The sequence below is a fragment of the Neobacillus sp. C211 genome, assembly GCF_051842875.1.
Classification (GTDB): domain Bacteria; phylum Bacillota; class Bacilli; order Bacillales; family Cytobacillaceae; genus Neobacillus.
The window spans coordinates 86,257-104,042 of sequence record NZ_JBPXRO010000010.1 but is presented as its reverse complement, the minus strand read 5'-3'; the positions used below and the strand labels follow the sequence as shown (position 1 = coordinate 104,042).

The window sequence follows — 17,786 nt, the reverse complement described above, 5'->3', positions numbered from 1 at the left end:
GTATTTATTGTGGCTGTTCTTGCTCAGGCACTAACAAGCTTAATTGCAACAGGTGCCTTTGGAATTCTATTTAATGCACCGAAAGAATCCTTAGTGAAGTGCGGACTGATAGGAATGGGTGGCTGGTTAATTTATTTCCTGCTAGAAGACTACTCAAATAACGCCATTTTAGCAACATTAGCTGCGACCATTTTTATTGCTGTCATCAGTCAACAATTAGCAAAGTTCTATAAAACGCCAGTGATTATTTTTAGTGTAGCTGGAATTATTCCGCTTGTGCCTGGAGGTCTGGCCTATGATGCGATGCGGAATTTTGTTGAGAACGATTATAGTTCAGCGATAGCATTGGCGGCAAAAGTCCTCATGCTGGCAGGATCCATCGCCTTTGGCTTAGTTTTTTCAGAAGTAATCAATCAAGTAATTCGAAAAATTAACCGTAATAAGGTACGAATTTAACCTATTCCCTTTAGTGCAAACTACTAAAGGGAATTTTTTAAGGAAAACTTAAGCTTTAAAGATTATCATTAATTGGAATATTCTTTCCTTTATTGTTTTTTAGTAAGGTAATATAGTAGTATATTACTATTACCAATTGTCATTCAGCAAAGTCTATTACAAGGAATGGTACATTCATATATGAAAAAAATACTAATTGCAATTCTAGTTGTCTTACTATTATTTATTAGTGCTAAAACGATTTTAGCTGTAAAGTTTGATCGTCAAGAAGCGATACAAGTCATCGAAGCCGCTCCATTAAAAACCCGGATAGTGGCACTTCTCGCAAAAGAGGCACCGAGTATTCCAGATAGTATCATCCTAGATGTACCATTAATAAATCAAATGGACCAACCCATACTTTACAACGGCTGTGAGGTTACAAGCCTTGCGATGATTCTTAATTATCACGGTGTAAAAGTGACTAAAAATGAGTTAGCAGAAAAGATTAAAACAGTTCCGTTAAACTATAGTAACGGTAAAAGGGGTAATCCGAATGCCGGATTTGTCGGCGATATGGCACATGGACCAGGACTAGGAGTTTATAATGGTCCCGTATTTGAACTCGCCCAAAAATATGTCGGTGATAAAGCAGTTAATTTAACAAATCATTCGTTTGATGATGTATTAGAAAAAGTAGGTCAAGGACTTCCAGTTTGGGTCATTACCACGTCCAGCTTTGCTCCCGTTTCTGTTTTTCAAACGTGGAATACCCCGCAAGGACAAATCAAAATTACCTTTAGTGAACATAGTGTAGCGATTACAGGTTACGATGAAAATTATATTTATATTAACAATCCATACGGTGAAAAGAATCAGAAATTAAATCGCTCCAGTTTTATTAAAGCTTGGGAGCAGATGGGTAAACAAGCGATTGTTATCGAAAAATAAAATGAAAAAGGCCTGATACCGATTCAGGCCTTTTGTTTTGGACTTTTTGGAAGTAAAATTAGTAAATATGTTCTAAAATGGGCGAAGGCAGAGGAATGAAATATCCCTCTGCCTTCTTAGTTTTATTCATTTAATGAATACGTATCGTAACTTGTGATTGGTTGTACTTCTTGTTAGCAATCGCAAGGTAAAAACTTATATAATAATCATTGTTTATAAAAACAAGTTTGCCGCGGTTATTTTTCCACCTGTAGGTTTTATACCTAAACGACGTAAGCCCTACCTCTCTTACATCCTAACGGCTCCGAAGCCGATCCAGTGTGAATAAGTTTTAATTTTAAAACATAAGCAGAATGCCAGAAAAATTCTTACTTTGCGTTATCTTATCTATTACAAGTTACAATTAAATGTGAAGCACAAATACTAATATTACAGGACTGGATTCGATTTGTCAACAATAATAATAAAACTACTTTCTTTAAAGGAATAACCAAAGAGATAACAGAAATATAATTCTATAAACTCTTATAACGGGAGTGAGAGAATGGAGGTTTATCCATGATACTTTTTCGAAGGTTGTTTCTAACGGCAGCTAAGTATCGGTATCGTACGGTGCTGTTATTTACGACATTTTATATTTTTATAAACGCTGAGGTTATGAGAATATTAGAGCCTAAAACATTTGAAAATACTTTCCATGCTATTTGGTGGATTCTTACCACGATGACCACGGTTGGCTACGGGGACGTGTATCCGACGACACTGTTGGGGAGAGTTTGGGCGATGGTAATCGTCTATACAGCAGGTATCGGGCTTTTTGGTACAGTTATAGGAGTGATCGTCGATGCTGTCTCACGATACAAACGGATGAAGGAGGAAGGAAGAATGACTTTTAAAGGAGAAGATCATTACGTTATTATCGGCTGGACTGCCAAAAGCAAAAACACGATAAAAGAGCTGTTTATTGGAAATGAAAAAACAGAAATCGTACTAATTGATGAATTAGAGAAGACACCATATGAACATGAGCGGTTTTTATATATCCAGGGGAGCCCCACAGATGAAGAAACATTGAAAAGGGCAAAAATTGAAAGATCAAAAGCAGTTTTGCTCTTTGCCCCAGATGGGATCGACAACCCAGATTTAGCAGATGGTAAAACGCTTATAACCGCATCCTCCATCGAGCGCTATGATGAAGGTACGGAAAAAAATATTTATACAATTGCAGAAATTCTAAATGAAAAGCATGTCGGCAATTTTAAACATGTCAAAATTGATGAATTTATCCTTTCGCATGAATCGGTGTCCAACCTGATGGCAAAATCGGCGCAGACAAAAGGGGCAAGTTATCTTTTTACTCAGTTATTAAGCCGAAAGGATGGAGACGGGGGCAGTGATTTATGGGAAGTTGAGGTTAAATCCGACTGGAAAACATATGGAGATGCGTACGAGCACCTAAAGCAAAAAGGGGCCCAGCTCATTGCGGATCGGAGTGATTTAAATATATTGAAAAAGTGGAATGAACCTCTATCGAAAGAGGCTCGATTGTTTGTGATATGCGATAAAAATACATATAAATCACTATAAAAAAACGCATCTCGAGATGCGTTTTTTTCAATCTAGCTCCAGCCCCTGTGCAAAGCGCCTGCGCTTTTTTTAATAAGTTAAACACCCAGCAATGACGATACCGATGGAAACCGACAGCAGCATTAGAAAAAGGCCGACTGCCTGGTTATCTTCCTCGATGCTTTGACTGACGTTAAAACGAGGTGTAAGCCATTCAGCCAGGTAAAAAACCACAATTTGAGCCACAATTCCGATGGCACCCCATATGGCCATATCCGTAAGAGAAATAGAATTGGCAGCAGTAGAATACAAAACAATGGCAAGACCTAGAAGCCTTCCCCCAAGGACATAGCTTGCTGCCTTATTTCCTTTTGCCATTAAGGAAAACTCTTTGACCTTTGTTGTTACTTCCATAAGAAACAGTCCTACGAATAAAAGACCAAGTGAAACTGCTAAATATAATAAGAAATTCGTCATTTCCATTCCCCCTTGTTTTTTATACCCACTGGTAAGAAATAAGATTCGTTGCCAGTGATTTTTCCACCTGCCCGAATGCCGATACCTCCGGCCTTTCCGGCAATGAGAAAAGATCCGAATACTAATGAAAGTACCTCGATTCCCTTTTCTGTTTCCAATGAAACAGTAGGGAGAGGGACGTACTGTTGAAAGACCGAAACTTCCTCTTTATAGGTTTGAAAGGAATTTTGAGCGGTAATATTGGAGTGTTGATCCCAAATTGTCACCGTATCTCCTTCTCTGCCGAAGGATGGTTTTTGAACATAGTCAAGCTGTCCCTTAAATGCATCTGCTTCAAGATAGGTAGGCAGCATATATTTCATAATCCATCGTTGCTCTTCTTTTGTATAAAATGCTCCCTGTTCTGCTAATCCCCAAATTAAACATTGAATGGATTTCGGCTGCAACAAAAAGGCTGAGACAGGATTTAAAATTGAGAGTTGGCCTTCTTTGACTAGTTGCAATAATTCGATTCCAACCGGGTCACCTGTTATAGGATCCTGATCGTCAACCAAATGTTCAAGAGGATAGGTTTGGCGGTACAACACATCAATAGGTATACCCTCATCATCGACAAGAGTACCGTCTGTAATCCGGAGAGTGGACAATGGAACGATCCGATTTTTAACCTGACATAACTTACTTAAATATTTAATGGTATTCCAGTCTTCGATATGATCAGAGTGGGCTGTGAACACAATGTTAGCCTTCCTTTTTCCTTTTGATGCTTCGACTACTGCGCGTGTAATACCGGAAGAAAGCAGGCGTTCTCCTCCATCATTTGGGTCCAAGTAACCAAACTCTGAACAAACCATTCCGTTCATATGAAAACATTCCACAATAAAAGTCGGTGTATCACTATTGAATTCAATTAATTTGAATCCATCCGCGGTCAACACAAAATCGAACCGAGCGATAATGGTTTCTGGGGAGAAGCTTTTCAACCTTAAAAATGGAAGACTTACAGGTGGATAACCAAGTTCAAGGAGTTGTTCATCAGTAAGACTCCGTAACAAGCGGGCGGTCTTGAAAAAAATGTGACCCATGCGTTCTGTTGCTTCTTTTAAAAGGCAGGATGTATGTTCCGTTATCGAATAAACTTGGTAAAGACTATATTCGCTCTCGTATAAATCTGACCAAAAGGTTGGGAATTGCGAATAAAACACCTTTCGATTCGTTGAATAATTCGACATTTCTAACCTCCAAATCCACCCTTTGAACCACTGCCGAATCCTCCTTTAAAGCTTGAAGAGGATTTGTATGACTTGTAAGAGGAGGATTTCAAGAGTGATGATTTATTTCGATAATAGCTTCCCCCGTAAAAAAAATGACCATAATGAGACGAGTGGGTATCATCACATTGCCATACCCCTTGGTCATCATCCCAGTCCCAGTCCCGGCACCGGCTGTCATCGGGCTTTGGAGGGCGGTCGTCTGAACAGGCAGAAAGTGTTCCGGCTATGAGGGAGGTGATAACACCAGTCACTAACCATTGGGTTTTCTTCACCGTTTCACGCTCCTTATTGAATTTATATTTTAATTATAAAAGTAAACCTAAGGAAAACAATGGTAAAATGAAAGAAAAAATGAATGAGGGATGAAATTTGAGGTTGGAATATCGATTGGATGATGAATATCAAAGGTTTCCTGCCCTTTGGAGCTATTTAGATTTAACAGTTAGTGAGGCAGTAGCAAGAATGACATGTGAATACTTCGTCAAAGAATCCGAAACGTATGTGGTAACGGCCACAGCCAAAGATCCAGACGGGACGGCTGTCCTTTACGTGAAAAAAGAAAAGCCATCCTATGACGACATAACTGAAGAACAGTATTCCCATATTGGTTTTGAAGTTAGAGAGCTTCAGAGAAACAGGTCCGTCCTGATCGAGAAAAAAGATGTTTGGAATCATGAAGAAGTATTGGTTGTCCTTCACTCCGATATTATTTACATTCAGAGAGACGGAAGGTTCCTAGAATTCGCCCTTGATTCAAGGGAAATTGACGAAGACCGAAAATGTTATGTTTATTATGGGAGTTTCACGGGGAAAACTCGATAGATGTGAATAGCACACAATAACGTGTGCTATTTTACTCATAGGATACGGAAGGAAAGTACACTTAAAAAGAAAAAACCTGTGATTTTTTAAAGGAAAAAGACGATTTTTGTCGTATTTTTAGGGATATAGATGTATTGTCCTGGAGGAATAACGATGCTTGCAGAAAAACTTCTTTTGAATGTATTAATTTCATTAGCACCTGTCCTACTTTTAAGCATACTAATTGAAAATAAGCGCAAAATTAATTATCCAATCTTATGTGGTTTGCTTCAAAGCATTGCTGCACTTACTTGTATGATTTTTTCTTATTCGAACTATGGATTTAATTGGGACCTCCGCTATGTTCCTCTTATACTAGCCTTTCTTTACGCAGGTCCAGTTGCGGGAGGGATGGTTGTAACGACCTTACTTGGTGCATGCATCTTAATGGGGGGCGAAACGGTTGTTTTTGGCCTAGTAAATACTCTTTTAACGGCTCTTGTCCCGTTCCTCATAAACAAAAGGTTTTTTAGTTATACCCCAAATAAAAGGTTAGTTCTCACAACTTTATTATGTGGATGGTCCCTGCTCCTTTGTTATATTTCACTTACCACGTTTCGCTATTTTGAGGGGAATTTCTTAAAACTAGATTTTAATATTCCTGAACTCCTCCTTGTTGCCCTCATTCAAACAGTGGCAATTGCCCTGGAGGCAAAGCTTGTGGAGGGGATTATCGAACGAAGTCGAATGAAGAAAGAGATTCAGCGGGCCGAAAAGCTAAATACGCTAGGGGAAATTGCGGCATCCATTGCTCATGAGGTTCGAAATCCATTAACTGTGGCGAAGGGATTCCTTCAATTGATGCAGCAGGAAGAAAAGGGGAAAAATTTTCAATATCTTTCACTTGTTTTGAGCGAATTAGGTAGGGCTGAGTCGATTATTAATGACTATTTAAATTTTGCAAAGCCGAAATTTGAAAAAATAGAAGAGTTTCCGTTAAAAGAAGTCTTAGCAGAAGTTGTCATACTTTTGGAGCCACTGGCTGCCAAACAAGGAGTGCGGCTTGAAAGCGAACTTGACTCAACCGGGTTCACACTCGTCACTGATCGAAACCAATTAAAACAGGCGCTGGTTAACCTAATTAAAAATGCAATTGAAGCAACCCCTGATGGTGGGAAAGTAACAATACATAACAATTCCGATAATAATAAAGCTTCTATATTAATTATGGATACTGGTAAGGGAATGACACCAGAGCAATTATCACGGATTGGAACCTTGTTTTATACAACTAAAGATGAGGGAACAGGGCTTGGTACATCCGTTTCCTTACGAATTATTGAAACAATGAACGGAAAAGTCTTTTACAAGAGCAAGCCGGGAGTTGGGACGGAGGTAAGGATGGTCCTTCCTGGCAGTCAAAAAACAGCATTGGTAAATTTTTAATAAACAAGGCTCACCGATCCTTGGACACGGTTGGCTTATTTTTTTGGTATAGTAGTAGGGAAAAGTAAAGACGAAAGGTGAGATACCATGCTCGAATTATTGCCTCTCATGCTTGAACGTGTCGGTATTCTTATCATTGTAGCGTTTCTTCTCTCAAGGATGAAATCATTCCGTCAAATCATTCATAACGAACACGGTATTACCGCAAAAATATTTATGATCGTTATTTTCGGAGCTTTTGGAGTTATTAGTAATTATACAGGAGTAAAGATAGGACATGGAACAATTACCTCCCAGGACTGGTTGACAAATATGGACAGTGAAAGTGCGATCGCTAATACTAGAATTATGGGTGTAACGATAGGTGGTTTACTTGGCGGACCCATTGTTGGAATTGGGGTCGGTTTAATTGCCGGTATACACCGATTGACCCTAGGTGGTTTTACAGCTGCTGCCTGTGCCCTGTCAACGATTATGGCTGGAGTTGTCACAGGAATCTTAAGTAAGCGCTTTAAGATTCAAGAGGGGAATTCGCCTTGGAAGGCTGTTGTCATGGGGATATTAATGGAATGTGCACAGATGGGGATTATTCTTTTACAAGCCAGACCATTTAATGAGGCTCTGCATCTTGTAGAGGTAATTGCTTTCCCGATGATTGCGATTAATGGGTTTGGGACACTTCTTTTTGTATTGATAATCCAGGAAATTCTGCAAGAACAGGAGCGGATGAGAGCACTTCAAACACATAAAGCCTTATACATCGCTAACCAGACTCTCCCTTTTTTTCGCCAAGGTTTAAATGTGGAATCTTGTACAAAAGCAGCGGAGATTATTCTCCATTGGACCAATGCGGATGCCATTTCGATTACAGATCAATCCCATGTTCTTGCCCATGTCGGTACAGGTTCAGACCATCATATTCCATCAGGAAACATGGCGACGGAATTAACGAAAAAGGTGCTGGAACAAGGGAAGATCACAATTGCAAAATCGGTTCATGAAATTCAATGTTTTAACCCAAACTGCCCTCTGAAAGCAGCCATTGTATTACCTTTACAGGTCCATGCAAAAACAGTGGGGACACTGAAGCTGTATTTCACTGATACTAGTAAACTAGACCGGGTTGAACAAGAGTTGGCAGAAGGTTTAAGCAACTTATTTTCGGTTCAATTAGAAATGGCGGAGCTGGAAATGCAAAGAAGATTATTAAAAGATGCGGAGATTAAGGCTTTGCAAGCCCAAGTCCATCCACATTTCTTATTCAATGCTATTAATACGATTTCAAGTCTTATTCGAACAGATGCCGATAAAGCTAGGAGTCTATTAATCAAACTAAGTACCTTCTTCCGAAGTAATCTACAGGGAGCAAGGCAAATGTTAATACCGCTTGAAAAAGAACTCGAACATATTGAGGCTTACCTAACCATTGAGCAAGCACGCTTTCCAAACCGTTATCATGTTGAATTGGATATTTCACCACCGCTAGAAAGGGTACTAGTTCCGCCTTTTACATTGCAGCCGCTTGTTGAAAATGCAATTCGTTATGCTTTTCCAAAGGCGAAACATGGAACCGTAAAAGTCTGTGCCTTCCAGGAAGGGGAGAAAATGGTCCTTTTAACTGAAGATGATGGAAAGGGTATCTCAGCAGAGCTGCTTGGAACACTGGGAAACCAAACAGTGGATTCATCTGGAGGGACAGGAACGGCGCTCTGGAATATAAAAAAAAGGATTGAAGAAATTTATGGTCAAAATGCTTCTTTTCAAATTGAAAGTAGCCTTAATAAAGGAACGAAAGTATCGATTACACTACCGTTAACACAACAAAAGTGGGGTGAGAATGTTGTTAAAGGCTTTTATTGTGGATGATGAGCCGTTAGCTAGAGATGAGCTGACCTATCTTCTTAAACGAAGTAAACAGATTGAAATAGTGGGGGAATCTGATAGTGTAGAAAGCTCATTTGAAAAAATAAGCAATCTAGAACTTGATGTTATTTTTTTAGATATTCAGCTCGCTGATGAAAGTGGAATCGAAATTGCAGCTCTTGTTAATAAACTTGATCACCCTCCATTCATTGTATTTGCGACAGCGTTTGATGAATATGCCCTTAAGGCTTTTGAATTAAATGCCGTTGATTACATCTTAAAACCTTTTGATGAAAAAAGAGTCTTACAAACAATTGAGAAGCTTTATAAACTTATCGAATATAAAAAACAAGCTATTCCTTTTCCAATTCAGAAAAATAATTTTGTTAACGAGAGGTCTGAAAAGCTTGCGATAACAATTGATGAAAAAATTGTAATCGTAAACATAAGTGACATACTCTATATCGGTACAAATGAAGGGAAAACAGTCATTGCGACAGGGAACTCAAAGTACTCTGTCAGTGATACGCTAATCACTTTCGAAAGGAAGCTGCAACATTCGTCGATCATTCGTGTCCACCGCGCTTATTTAGTTAATGTCGATGCCATTGTTGAGATAGAGCCTTGGTTTAATTCTACCTACAACTTAATTATGAAGGATGGAGAAAAGGTTCCAGTAAGCAGAACCTATACAAAAGAGCTAAAACAGCTTCTTGGTTTTTAAGAAGCTGTTTTTTGCATTTCATGCTATTATTCTTGTTTTTCATCGTCTAATCCTTGCATTTTAGCTTGAAAACCCAATGTTGGCGTTTTCTTTCGCTAAGATAGAGACAAGTGAAGTATGAATATAGGAGGTTAGAATAATATGAATGCGGTTTCAATTGTAATTGGTTCGATCTGTATTTTAATGATTGCTTATCGTTTATACGGAACATTCATGGCAGCAAAGGTTTTAAAATTAGATGATTCAAAGCAGACACCGGCGCATGAATTAAACGATGGTAAGGACTATGTCCCAACCAATAAATGGGTAACATTTGGTCATCACTTTGCAGCAATCGCTGCGGCAGGCCCTCTTGTAGGTCCAATCCTTGCAGCACAATTTGGTTACTTGCCTGGTCTACTCTGGCTGTTAATCGGGGCTGTTATTGGTGGGGCAGTTCATGATGCGGTGGTTCTTTTTGCATCGATGCGAAAAAAAGGAAAGTCCTTATCAGAAGTAGCGAAGGATGAACTTGGACCTGTTGCTGGTTTTTGTACGGGTCTTGCCATGTTGTTCATTATTACCATCACAATGGCAGGTCTTTCAATGGTTGTTCTTCATGCACTTGAACACAATCCATGGGGAACCTTCTCAGTGGGAATCACGATTCCAATTGCGATGTTTGTTGGGATCGCTTATAAAAAAACCGGCAACTTGAAATTAACATCTACTATAGGTTTTATTCTCGTTATGGTCGGAGTGTTTGTTGGTCCGTCCATTCAAAATACGGTATTAGGTGATTGGCTGACATTAGATACAAAAACATTAGCTATTATACTACCAATTTACGCTTTCTTTGCAGCAGCGTTGCCAGTATGGCTTTTGCTTGCACCACGTGATTACTTGAGCAGCTTTATGAAAATTGGCGTATTTATTGCACTTATCATCGGAGTATTCATTATCAATCCCGCAATTGAGATGCCTGCTTTCACAAAATTCACATCTGGTGGTGGACCGGTATTAGGTGGTCCTGTATGGCCATTTATCTCAATTACGATTGCCTGTGGAGCGATCTCCGGTTTCCATGCTTTCGTAGGTTCAGGTACGACTCCTAAAATGCTTGATCGTTGGTCTGATATTAAAGTGGTTGGTTTTGGCGCCATGCTTGTAGAATGTGTGGTTGGAATCATGGCATTGATTGCGGCAACAGCCCTTCAGCCTGCAGACTATTTTGCGATTAACTCCACACCTGAAGTCTTTAAAACACTTGGCATGCAAGTGCAGGAGCTGCCAAAACTTGCCAATGAAATTGGCATTAATCTTGAAGGTAGAACCGGTGGTGCGGTGACATTAGCAGTAGGTATGACCTATGTCTTCACAGCCATTCCATGGTTTACGAAATTATCATCTTACTTCTTCCAGTTTGTTATTATGTTCGAAGCTGTATTTATTTTAACAGCCATTGATTCTGGAACACGCGTTGCTCGCTATTTAATCCAAGACTTTTTCGGTGAATTCTATAAGCCATTGAAGAAAACAGATTGGCTTCCTGGTTCTATTTTTGCTAGTGCATTAGCATGTTTTATGTGGGGTTACCTACTCTTCTCGGGTGATATTGGCTCCGTCTGGGCGCTGTTTGGTGTTTCCAATCAACTAATGGCTTCCATCGGTCTAATTATCGGTGCAACAGTAATACTAAGCATTGCTGATAAACGTCGATATATGCTTACATGCTTGGTACCGCTCGCTTATCTCTTTGTAACTGTAAACTATGCGGGCTACTGGATGGTGAAAAATGTTTATCTAAATTCCGAAGCAGCAGGCTATAGTGTTTTAAATGGGGTTTTATCCATCATTATGTTAGCGCTTGGTATGATTATTATGGTGACTGCTATTAGAAAATGGATTACTATGTGGAATTCACCACGGATTAAGCTTGAAAGAAATGTAGCTTAAAAAAACGAAACAGATTACCTCGGAAGTCAATTTCTTCGAGGAATCTGTTTTTTTTTTTTTGTTATATAGGAAATGATTATTCGTTAGAGTGGAAATTATAATAATTATATCGTAATAGTAGAAACCTTTGAATAAAAGGTTTCTACAAGTTAATTGAATATTAAGGCGGGGCGTTTCCATCGCTTTAATTTCCATGGAATAATATTCAAATAGTTTTATTTTTCGAAAAATATTGCTTTTTCGATAAAGTAATTATATTATTTCGATATACATTTTTAGTGAACTGTTTTTTCAGAACATTCCGTCATCATTTTCGTGGAGGTAAACCAATGAATTTATTTAGAAAAAAATCAATAAAGGATCTTATACAACAAGCTGGACAAAAAGATGTAAATTTAAAGAAAGATTTAGGTGCCTTTGATTTATCCATGCTTGGAATTGGAGCTATTATAGGTACCGGAATATTTGTATTAACTGGTGTTGCAGCAGCAGAACATGCAGGGCCTGCACTTATTTTATCTTTTGTTTTATCTGGATTAGCGTGCGTATTTGCTGCCCTATGTTATGCGGAATTTGCATCCACTGTACCGGTTTCAGGGAGTGCGTATACGTATAGCTACGCTACCTTTGGTGAAATAATTGCCTGGATATTGGGTTGGGATTTAATCCTCGAATACGGGTTTGCATCATCTGCTGTTGCTAGTGGTTGGTCCGGGTATTTACAAGGGCTTCTCGCTGGCTTTGGTATTCATTTTCCTAAAGCAATCACAAGTGCATATGATCCAGCAAACGGCACATTTATCGATGTTCCGGCAATTCTTATCATAGTAATCATCACGTTACTATTAACACAGGGTGTTAAGAAATCTGCTCGCTTTAACACGATTATGGTAATTATAAAGTTAGTCGTTGTTTTGTTATTTATCGGTGTGGGCGCTTGGTATGTAAAGCCTTCAAACTGGACGCCATTTATGCCATTTGGATTTTCAGGTGTGACAGCTGGTGCTGCAACGGTATTCTTTGCTTATATTGGCTTTGATGCCGTATCAACTGCAGCTGAAGAAGTGAGAAATCCGCAAAAGAATATGCCAATTGGTATTATCGTATCTTTACTAGTATGTACGGTGTTATATATTACTGTCTCTGCCATTCTAACAGGAATTGTTCCTTACCAAGAGTTAGGCGTGAAAAACCCAGTTGCATTTGCTCTTAACTATATCCATCAGGATTGGGTGGCTGGTTTTATCTCACTTGGTGCAATTGCAGGTATCACAACAGTATTATTGGTTCTTCTTTATGGACAATCTCGTTTATTTTATGCGATTAGCCGTGATGGCCTATTGCCAAAGGTATTTTCAAAAGTTGATAAGAACAAGCAGACACCAATGGTGAATTCATGGATTATTTGTTTACTTGTATCAATTTTTGCAGGTTTAGTTCCATTAAACAAACTTGCAGAACTAACAAATATCGGAACGCTCTTTGCCTTTATGACGGTTTCAGTGGGGATTTTATATCTTCGAAAAAATAAACAAGCACCTAAAACAGGCTTCCGGGTTCCATTTGTACCTTATATTCCAATTCTTGCTTTTGTGTTCTGCGGGTATTTAATTATTCAGTTACCAAAAACAACTTGGATTAGCTTCGGAGTTTGGCTTGTGATTGGACTATTCGTTTATTTCGGGTATGGACGTAAACATTCAACCTTGAATAAAGCAGTGGATTTGTTGAAAAAAGTTAACTAATTGGATTAAACAAAGAAGGGGCTTGCTATAGTAAGTTCAGATTGTCGAGAAAGGGTATTTTTCTCGGCAATTTTTTATTTTGCCAAATACCCATTTTTATTAAATTATTTGTCCTTGCAACCGGGCCTGTTGATTTCCACTCCAAGTGCTTCGCTTTCCGCGGGCGTGCCGGGGAGCCTCCTCGGCGCTAAGCGGAGGCCACTGAAAAACTTACGTTTTTTAAAATTTACAGGCTAGATTTGTATGAAAATAGGCAACTTCTGTTTAATTTAAACAAGAAGTTGCCTATTTCTTTGTCTATTCTTTACCCTTTTTAATTTAGAAGCGTGAGTATTCGACAGCCTGGACTTACTATAGTAAGTTCCTTCTTTTATTTGATTTATCGAAAAATGTCGAAACTCATCGATTTAACAAAAATAATATAATTTTAACTTAAGAAAGATGATAAAATAGGTGCAGGTTTTTATAACTAATTTTTTTAAAAGATGATTAGATTGAGGAGAAACTAGCATGAAAGAAGGCATCAACAATCCGAAGCTTTTATTTGAAGAGAGAAAGGCAATAACACTGTTTTTATGGTTATTTTACTTTATGTTTTATTCGTTTGATATTTTTTATAATTATATTAGACCTCACTTAAATGACCAGAAAAGTCAATTTAATACAGAGAGAGTTGGTCTGGGAATTTGGTTATATATATTAATCCTTGCTTTGTTGCCTATTGCTATTTACTTTATTAAAAAGGGAAATCCTTACATTGTTAAATATATCTACATCATTAGCTATATCGGTATTGATATTTTGGACACCCTTTTAGAAATTTTAGGAACGACAGCTTCTTATGCTGCAGGAAATATCGTGGAAGTATTATTTGTTCTATTTAGTCCTATTTTTGTAAATAAAAAATACTTCTGGGTTGTTTCGTTGGGGATGATAGGGAAGGAATTATTGTTAGGAATAATTTTACAAGATTTAAACGTATTAATTCCAACAGTTATCTATGTCATCTTATCAGTGATAGCCTATATTTTAGTGATACGCTTTAATTCCTATATTCAAACCTTGACAACCGTTTACGAAGAACTACGACAAAAAGAAAAGCTGGCTGTTATTGGTCAAATGGCTGCGGCAATCGGCCATGAAATACGTAATCCCCTTTCATCATTAAAGGGCTTTACACAACTGCAGCAGGAACGGTATCCAAACACAAACGATTATTATCCAATTATGATTCAGGAAATCGACCGGATTAATTCCATTGTAAATGATCTGATGTCCATTGGAAAACCAAGAGTAATCAAATTTGAAAAGGCAAGTATTGAAGAAATAATTGCTTATACATTATCCATTACGCAACAACAAGCCGAAAGACAAGGAGTAATTGTTGAAACAATAATAGCTGGCCCCTTACCACCTCTGGATTGTGATGATAAACAATTAAAACAAGTATTTATTAATTTGATAAAAAATGCAATCGAAGCAATGCCTAAGGGCGGCAGGATAGGAATACATGTTAAAGTATTAGAAAAACACAAACTGTCCGTTTCAATTCAAGATGAGGGGTGTGGAATTGCTGATGAGAATATCCTAAATCTTGGAGAACCATTTTTTACTACGAAAACGGATGGAACAGGCTTAGGCTTAATGGTTACAGATCAAATAATTAAGGATCACAGGGGTGCGATGAAAATAAAAAGTATTATTGATAAAGGAACACGAGTAATTGTAACTTTACCGATACTACAAATAGATAAATAGTTCTACAATTATACAAAATTCATCAAAACAAAGTGTTTCAAGGGTATTATCAATGATATATAATGTAGAGGAATACTGAACATTAATAGATTTTGTAATTTTCTTTTATAGATTTGAAAAAAGTAAAAGTATTTTATATTAGCATTTCTATGAGGATTTTATGGAAAGTACAATGGGATAGATACATGGAGGAGTTTATGTTACCTAATGAAGAAATAAGAACTGTTAAATGGTTTCTTTTATTTTTTTATATAATTCTTGTAGGTTATGATTTTTTCTATTACTATCTTTTCCCAGCCTTCATAGAACATGAAGCAGTGGGCCCGCCTAGTAAATTTTTTTATTTAACCTATATCCTTTTAATAATATTAATTCCAATAGCATATTATTTAAATAAGCGGAATAAGCAAGCCTCAATAAAATACGTATTTTTTATTAGCTATCTATTGGTTACTTTTATTGTGGATATCTTATCCTTCTATGGAAGGGGAGCGTCTTACAAAAGTGGGAATTTAATAGAAGTGTTTTTACTTTTATCACTACCGCTTTTCCTTAGTAGAAGATATTTTTGGCTAGTAAGCTTAGGTGTTACGGCAAGATATTTACTCGTTGGTATTATATTAAAAACTTCTTATGTAATAATCCCAATTATTTTAATAGCTGTACTGTCTATCATGGCATTTTTTTTATTAGTTCGTTTTCAGGGATACGTAAAAGCGATAAGTACTTCATACGACAAACAATTAGAAGGAATTGTAAAAGGTGTTATTGCTACTCTAGAGTTAAAGGATCCATATACTAAGGGACATAGTGAAAGAGTAGCCAGTTATGCTTTGTTGTTAGCGCAGGAAATAGGTAAGCTTTCCAAAGATGAGCAAAAATCTTTTTATTATGCATGTTTATTACATGATATAGGAAAAGTTCATATCCCTGACCGTATTCTAATGAAACCAGGGAAGTTGACAAACGATGAATTTGAGATAATAAAATCACATCCAGTTGTTGGTGCTGAAGCAGTTGATAATGTCGAGGGGATTAAAGGTAGTCTTTCTGTCATTCGTTCGCATCATGAACGTTGGGATGGTAAAGGGTATCCTGATCAATTAAAAGGAGAAGAAATCCCCTTCCTTGCTAGAGTGGCTGCAGTTGCAGATGCTTTTGATGCAATGACATCTTCTCGATCTTATCGAGCAGCAATGCCAGTTGAAGTAGCCTATCAACGCATCATTGACGGAAAAGGTTCCCAATTTGATCCTATGTTAGTGGAAGAATTCAAAAAGGTATATCCAGCATGGATTAAATTTCATGAAAAATATCCGTGGTTAAAAGAATGGGAATTTCCTAAGGAGGTGGATTTATGAAAATCCGTAAGCTGAAAAAGGTAAAAACAACTTGCTGGTGGTGTCAATTTGTTCCTGGTTGGAAAGGTTAAAAAAAGGATGCTAGCGAAAAGCTAGCATCCTTTCTTAATGATAAAATATGAGATAAAGGGTGTTAATATGAACCTAACACTTCATTCACGTCTTTTGTTGGTCCCAGTCAATATTCGCAAGGATAAAAAACATTATATCGTTGAAGATATTGCATTAGGCGAGTTTTATGAGATGCCGAGGGTTTGTATTGATGCAATCCATTTAATCAACAATGGTGGGTCGATAGAGGAAATTGAACGGGTGCTTAAAGATAAATATCCTAATGATGAAGTAGATATACTCGATTTTGCCGAACAATTACTAATTATGGGCTTGATAGGTGAAGTTGATGGTTTAAAAGTTGAATTGAAGGAAAAGAAAAAGAAAGACTTAGGCCTTTTATGGATTTCACCAAAGATCGGGGAGTTTTTCTTTAATAAGGCTGCATACCTTGTTTATATCACTTTATTGCTAGTTAATGTGTTTATCCTTCTATCCCATCCAAGTTTATTTCCGCATTATAAGGATTTGTTTGTTTTTGATTTAATGATTTTGAACATCCCGACTTGGATGGGAATTACGATTATCCTTGTCTTTATTCATGAGTTTGGCCACATATTAGCGATGAGGGCTCAAAATCTTCCGACTAAGCTGGAGGTCGGGCATCGATTAATACTTGTTGTCCTTGAGACTGATATGTCATCGGTTTGGAAACTTCCTTCTAATAAGCGGAATGTTTTATTTCTGGCGGGTCTTTGCTTTGATACACTTATTCTTTCATGTGCATTAATTAGCCATCTAATTTTTACAAATGGGTCAGAGATTTTCCTGGGTGTTATGAATGTAGTGGTCTTGGATACATTTATTCGAATGGTTTACCAAGGCTTCATTTATATGAAAACAGATTTATATTACGTAATTGAAAACGTATCGGGCTGCTATAACTTAATGGAAAATGCTCAGAAAGCGATAAGGAAGAAGCTTTCATTTCTCAACTCACCATCAATACAAGAGGTTGTTTTTGAAGGAGAAAAAAAGATCGTTTTTTTATATTCAATCTTTTATTTTGTCGGAGTCATACTGACAGTTAGCATATATACATTTTTTTATGTCCCCCAATTATTATTTGCATGGAAAAGAATTCTTCCTGGTTTTTCTCAAGGAACGTCCTCGCTTCCATTCTGGGATGCAATACTTTTTACCTTGCAAATACTAATTGGTTTATTGCTTCTTCTATATTCCTGGCGAAAAAAGTACACTCAAAGATAGATCTTAATACTAGATGTGACAAACATTTGTCTAAAATAATATTTCTAAGGGTTTTTTCCTTCCAGGATAGGGGAACTCCCTGATATTTATAACACCACCGTTTTTCTTACAATAAGAGTAAGAAAAACGG

General features: G+C 37.5%; 15 protein-coding genes. 12 read left to right on the top strand and 3 right to left on the bottom strand.

Annotated features, from left to right (window positions below; translation table 11 throughout):
- Positions 1-9 precede the first annotated feature (9 nt).
- From ACSU6B_RS11615 to ACSU6B_RS11605, 3 genes are all read left to right on the top strand, one after another.
- Positions 10-456: a threonine/serine exporter family protein gene (locus ACSU6B_RS11615; protein WP_410885335.1), complete on the top strand. Its 447-nt coding sequence runs from the start codon at positions 10-12 to the stop codon at positions 454-456.
- A 180-nt stretch (positions 457-636) separates the two neighbouring features.
- Complete coding sequence (locus ACSU6B_RS11610; protein WP_410885333.1) at positions 637-1,386, top strand: C39 family peptidase; 750 nt, start codon at positions 637-639, stop codon at positions 1,384-1,386.
- A 558-nt stretch (positions 1,387-1,944) separates the two neighbouring features.
- The gene (locus ACSU6B_RS11605) at positions 1,945-2,973 is read left to right on the top strand and encodes a potassium channel family protein (protein WP_410885331.1); all 1,029 of its coding nucleotides are present in this window, start codon (positions 1,945-1,947) and stop codon (positions 2,971-2,973) included.
- A gap of 69 nt (positions 2,974-3,042) precedes the next feature.
- On the opposite strand, the gene ACSU6B_RS11600 is transcribed toward ACSU6B_RS11605, so the two are convergent.
- The 3 genes from ACSU6B_RS11600 to ACSU6B_RS11590 are packed head-to-tail and all read right to left on the bottom strand — an operon-like array spanning position 3,043 to position 4,975.
- Entirely contained in the window at positions 3,043-3,429 is a 387-nt protein-coding gene (locus ACSU6B_RS11600; protein WP_088085752.1) for a DUF350 domain-containing protein, read from the bottom strand.
- Entirely contained in the window at positions 3,426-4,661 is a 1,236-nt protein-coding gene (locus ACSU6B_RS11595) for a glutathionylspermidine synthase family protein (protein ID WP_410885328.1), read from the bottom strand. Before ACSU6B_RS11595 ends, ACSU6B_RS11600 begins: the two co-directional genes overlap by 4 nt.
- Positions 4,662-4,663: 2 nt before the next feature.
- Positions 4,664-4,975 carry a hypothetical protein gene (locus ACSU6B_RS11590; RefSeq protein ID WP_088085754.1) on the bottom strand — a complete coding sequence of 104 codons (312 nt, stop codon included), beginning with the start codon at positions 4,973-4,975 and terminating at the stop codon, positions 4,664-4,666.
- Positions 4,976-5,072: 97 nt separating this feature from the next.
- On the opposite strand from ACSU6B_RS11590, the gene ACSU6B_RS11585 reads away from it, so the two are divergent.
- From ACSU6B_RS11585 to ACSU6B_RS11545, 9 genes are all read left to right on the top strand, one after another.
- A complete protein-coding gene (locus tag ACSU6B_RS11585; RefSeq protein WP_410885326.1) occupies positions 5,073-5,525 on the top strand; it encodes a hypothetical protein in 453 nt (150 codons plus the stop codon).
- 153 nt (positions 5,526-5,678) lie between these two features.
- Positions 5,679-6,950, top strand: coding sequence for an ATP-binding protein (locus ACSU6B_RS11580; RefSeq protein ID WP_410885324.1), 1,272 nt, complete (start codon positions 5,679-5,681; stop codon positions 6,948-6,950).
- Positions 6,951-7,037: 87 nt separating this feature from the next.
- On the top strand, positions 7,038-8,816 hold the full coding sequence (locus ACSU6B_RS11575; RefSeq protein WP_410885322.1) for a LytS/YhcK type 5TM receptor domain-containing protein: 1,779 nt from the start codon (positions 7,038-7,040) through the stop codon (positions 8,814-8,816).
- Positions 8,791-9,537 carry a LytR/AlgR family response regulator transcription factor gene (locus ACSU6B_RS11570; RefSeq protein WP_410885441.1) on the top strand — a complete coding sequence of 249 codons (747 nt, stop codon included), beginning with the start codon at positions 8,791-8,793 and terminating at the stop codon, positions 9,535-9,537. Before ACSU6B_RS11575 ends, ACSU6B_RS11570 begins: the two co-directional genes overlap by 26 nt.
- Positions 9,538-9,678: 141 nt before the next feature.
- Positions 9,679-11,472, top strand: a complete 1,794-nt coding sequence (gene cstA, locus ACSU6B_RS11565; protein WP_215002899.1) for a carbon starvation protein CstA — start codon at positions 9,679-9,681, stop codon at positions 11,470-11,472.
- 329 nt (positions 11,473-11,801) lie between these two features.
- Entirely contained in the window at positions 11,802-13,217 is a 1,416-nt protein-coding gene (locus ACSU6B_RS11560) for an amino acid permease (protein ID WP_410885320.1), read from the top strand.
- Positions 13,218-13,727: 510 nt separating this feature from the next.
- Positions 13,728-14,975, top strand: a complete 1,248-nt coding sequence (locus tag ACSU6B_RS11555) for an ATP-binding protein (RefSeq protein WP_410885318.1) — start codon at positions 13,728-13,730, stop codon at positions 14,973-14,975.
- A 197-nt stretch (positions 14,976-15,172) separates the two neighbouring features.
- Positions 15,173-16,336 (top strand): HD-GYP domain-containing protein, encoded by a 1,164-nt coding sequence (locus ACSU6B_RS11550; RefSeq protein WP_410885316.1) that lies wholly within the window; start codon positions 15,173-15,175, stop codon positions 16,334-16,336.
- A gap of 138 nt (positions 16,337-16,474) precedes the next feature.
- Complete coding sequence (locus ACSU6B_RS11545; protein ID WP_410885314.1) at positions 16,475-17,656, top strand: hypothetical protein; 1,182 nt, start codon at positions 16,475-16,477, stop codon at positions 17,654-17,656.
- Positions 17,657-17,786 lie beyond the last annotated feature (130 nt).

Excerpts from the sequence above, each read along its gene's own strand:
- ACSU6B_RS11610 (WP_410885333.1), top strand. The coding sequence starts at position 637 with ATGAAAAAAATACTAATTGCAATTCTAGTTGTCTTACTATTATTTATT.
- ACSU6B_RS11605 (WP_410885331.1), top strand. The coding sequence starts at position 1,945 with ATGATACTTTTTCGAAGGTTGTTTCTAACGGCAGCTAAGTATCGGTAT.
- ACSU6B_RS11600 (WP_088085752.1), bottom strand. The coding sequence starts at position 3,429 with ATGACGAATTTCTTATTATATTTAGCAGTTTCACTTGGTCTTTTATTC.
- ACSU6B_RS11595 (WP_410885328.1), bottom strand. The coding sequence starts at position 4,661 with ATGTCGAATTATTCAACGAATCGAAAGGTGTTTTATTCGCAATTCCCA.
- ACSU6B_RS11580 (WP_410885324.1), top strand. The coding sequence starts at position 5,679 with ATGCTTGCAGAAAAACTTCTTTTGAATGTATTAATTTCATTAGCACCT.
- ACSU6B_RS11575 (WP_410885322.1), top strand. The coding sequence starts at position 7,038 with ATGCTCGAATTATTGCCTCTCATGCTTGAACGTGTCGGTATTCTTATC.
- cstA (WP_215002899.1), top strand. The coding sequence starts at position 9,679 with ATGAATGCGGTTTCAATTGTAATTGGTTCGATCTGTATTTTAATGATT.
- ACSU6B_RS11560 (WP_410885320.1), top strand. The coding sequence starts at position 11,802 with ATGAATTTATTTAGAAAAAAATCAATAAAGGATCTTATACAACAAGCT.
- ACSU6B_RS11555 (WP_410885318.1), top strand. The coding sequence starts at position 13,728 with ATGAAAGAAGGCATCAACAATCCGAAGCTTTTATTTGAAGAGAGAAAG.
- ACSU6B_RS11550 (WP_410885316.1), top strand. The coding sequence starts at position 15,173 with ATGTTACCTAATGAAGAAATAAGAACTGTTAAATGGTTTCTTTTATTT.
- ACSU6B_RS11545 (WP_410885314.1), top strand. The coding sequence starts at position 16,475 with ATGAACCTAACACTTCATTCACGTCTTTTGTTGGTCCCAGTCAATATT.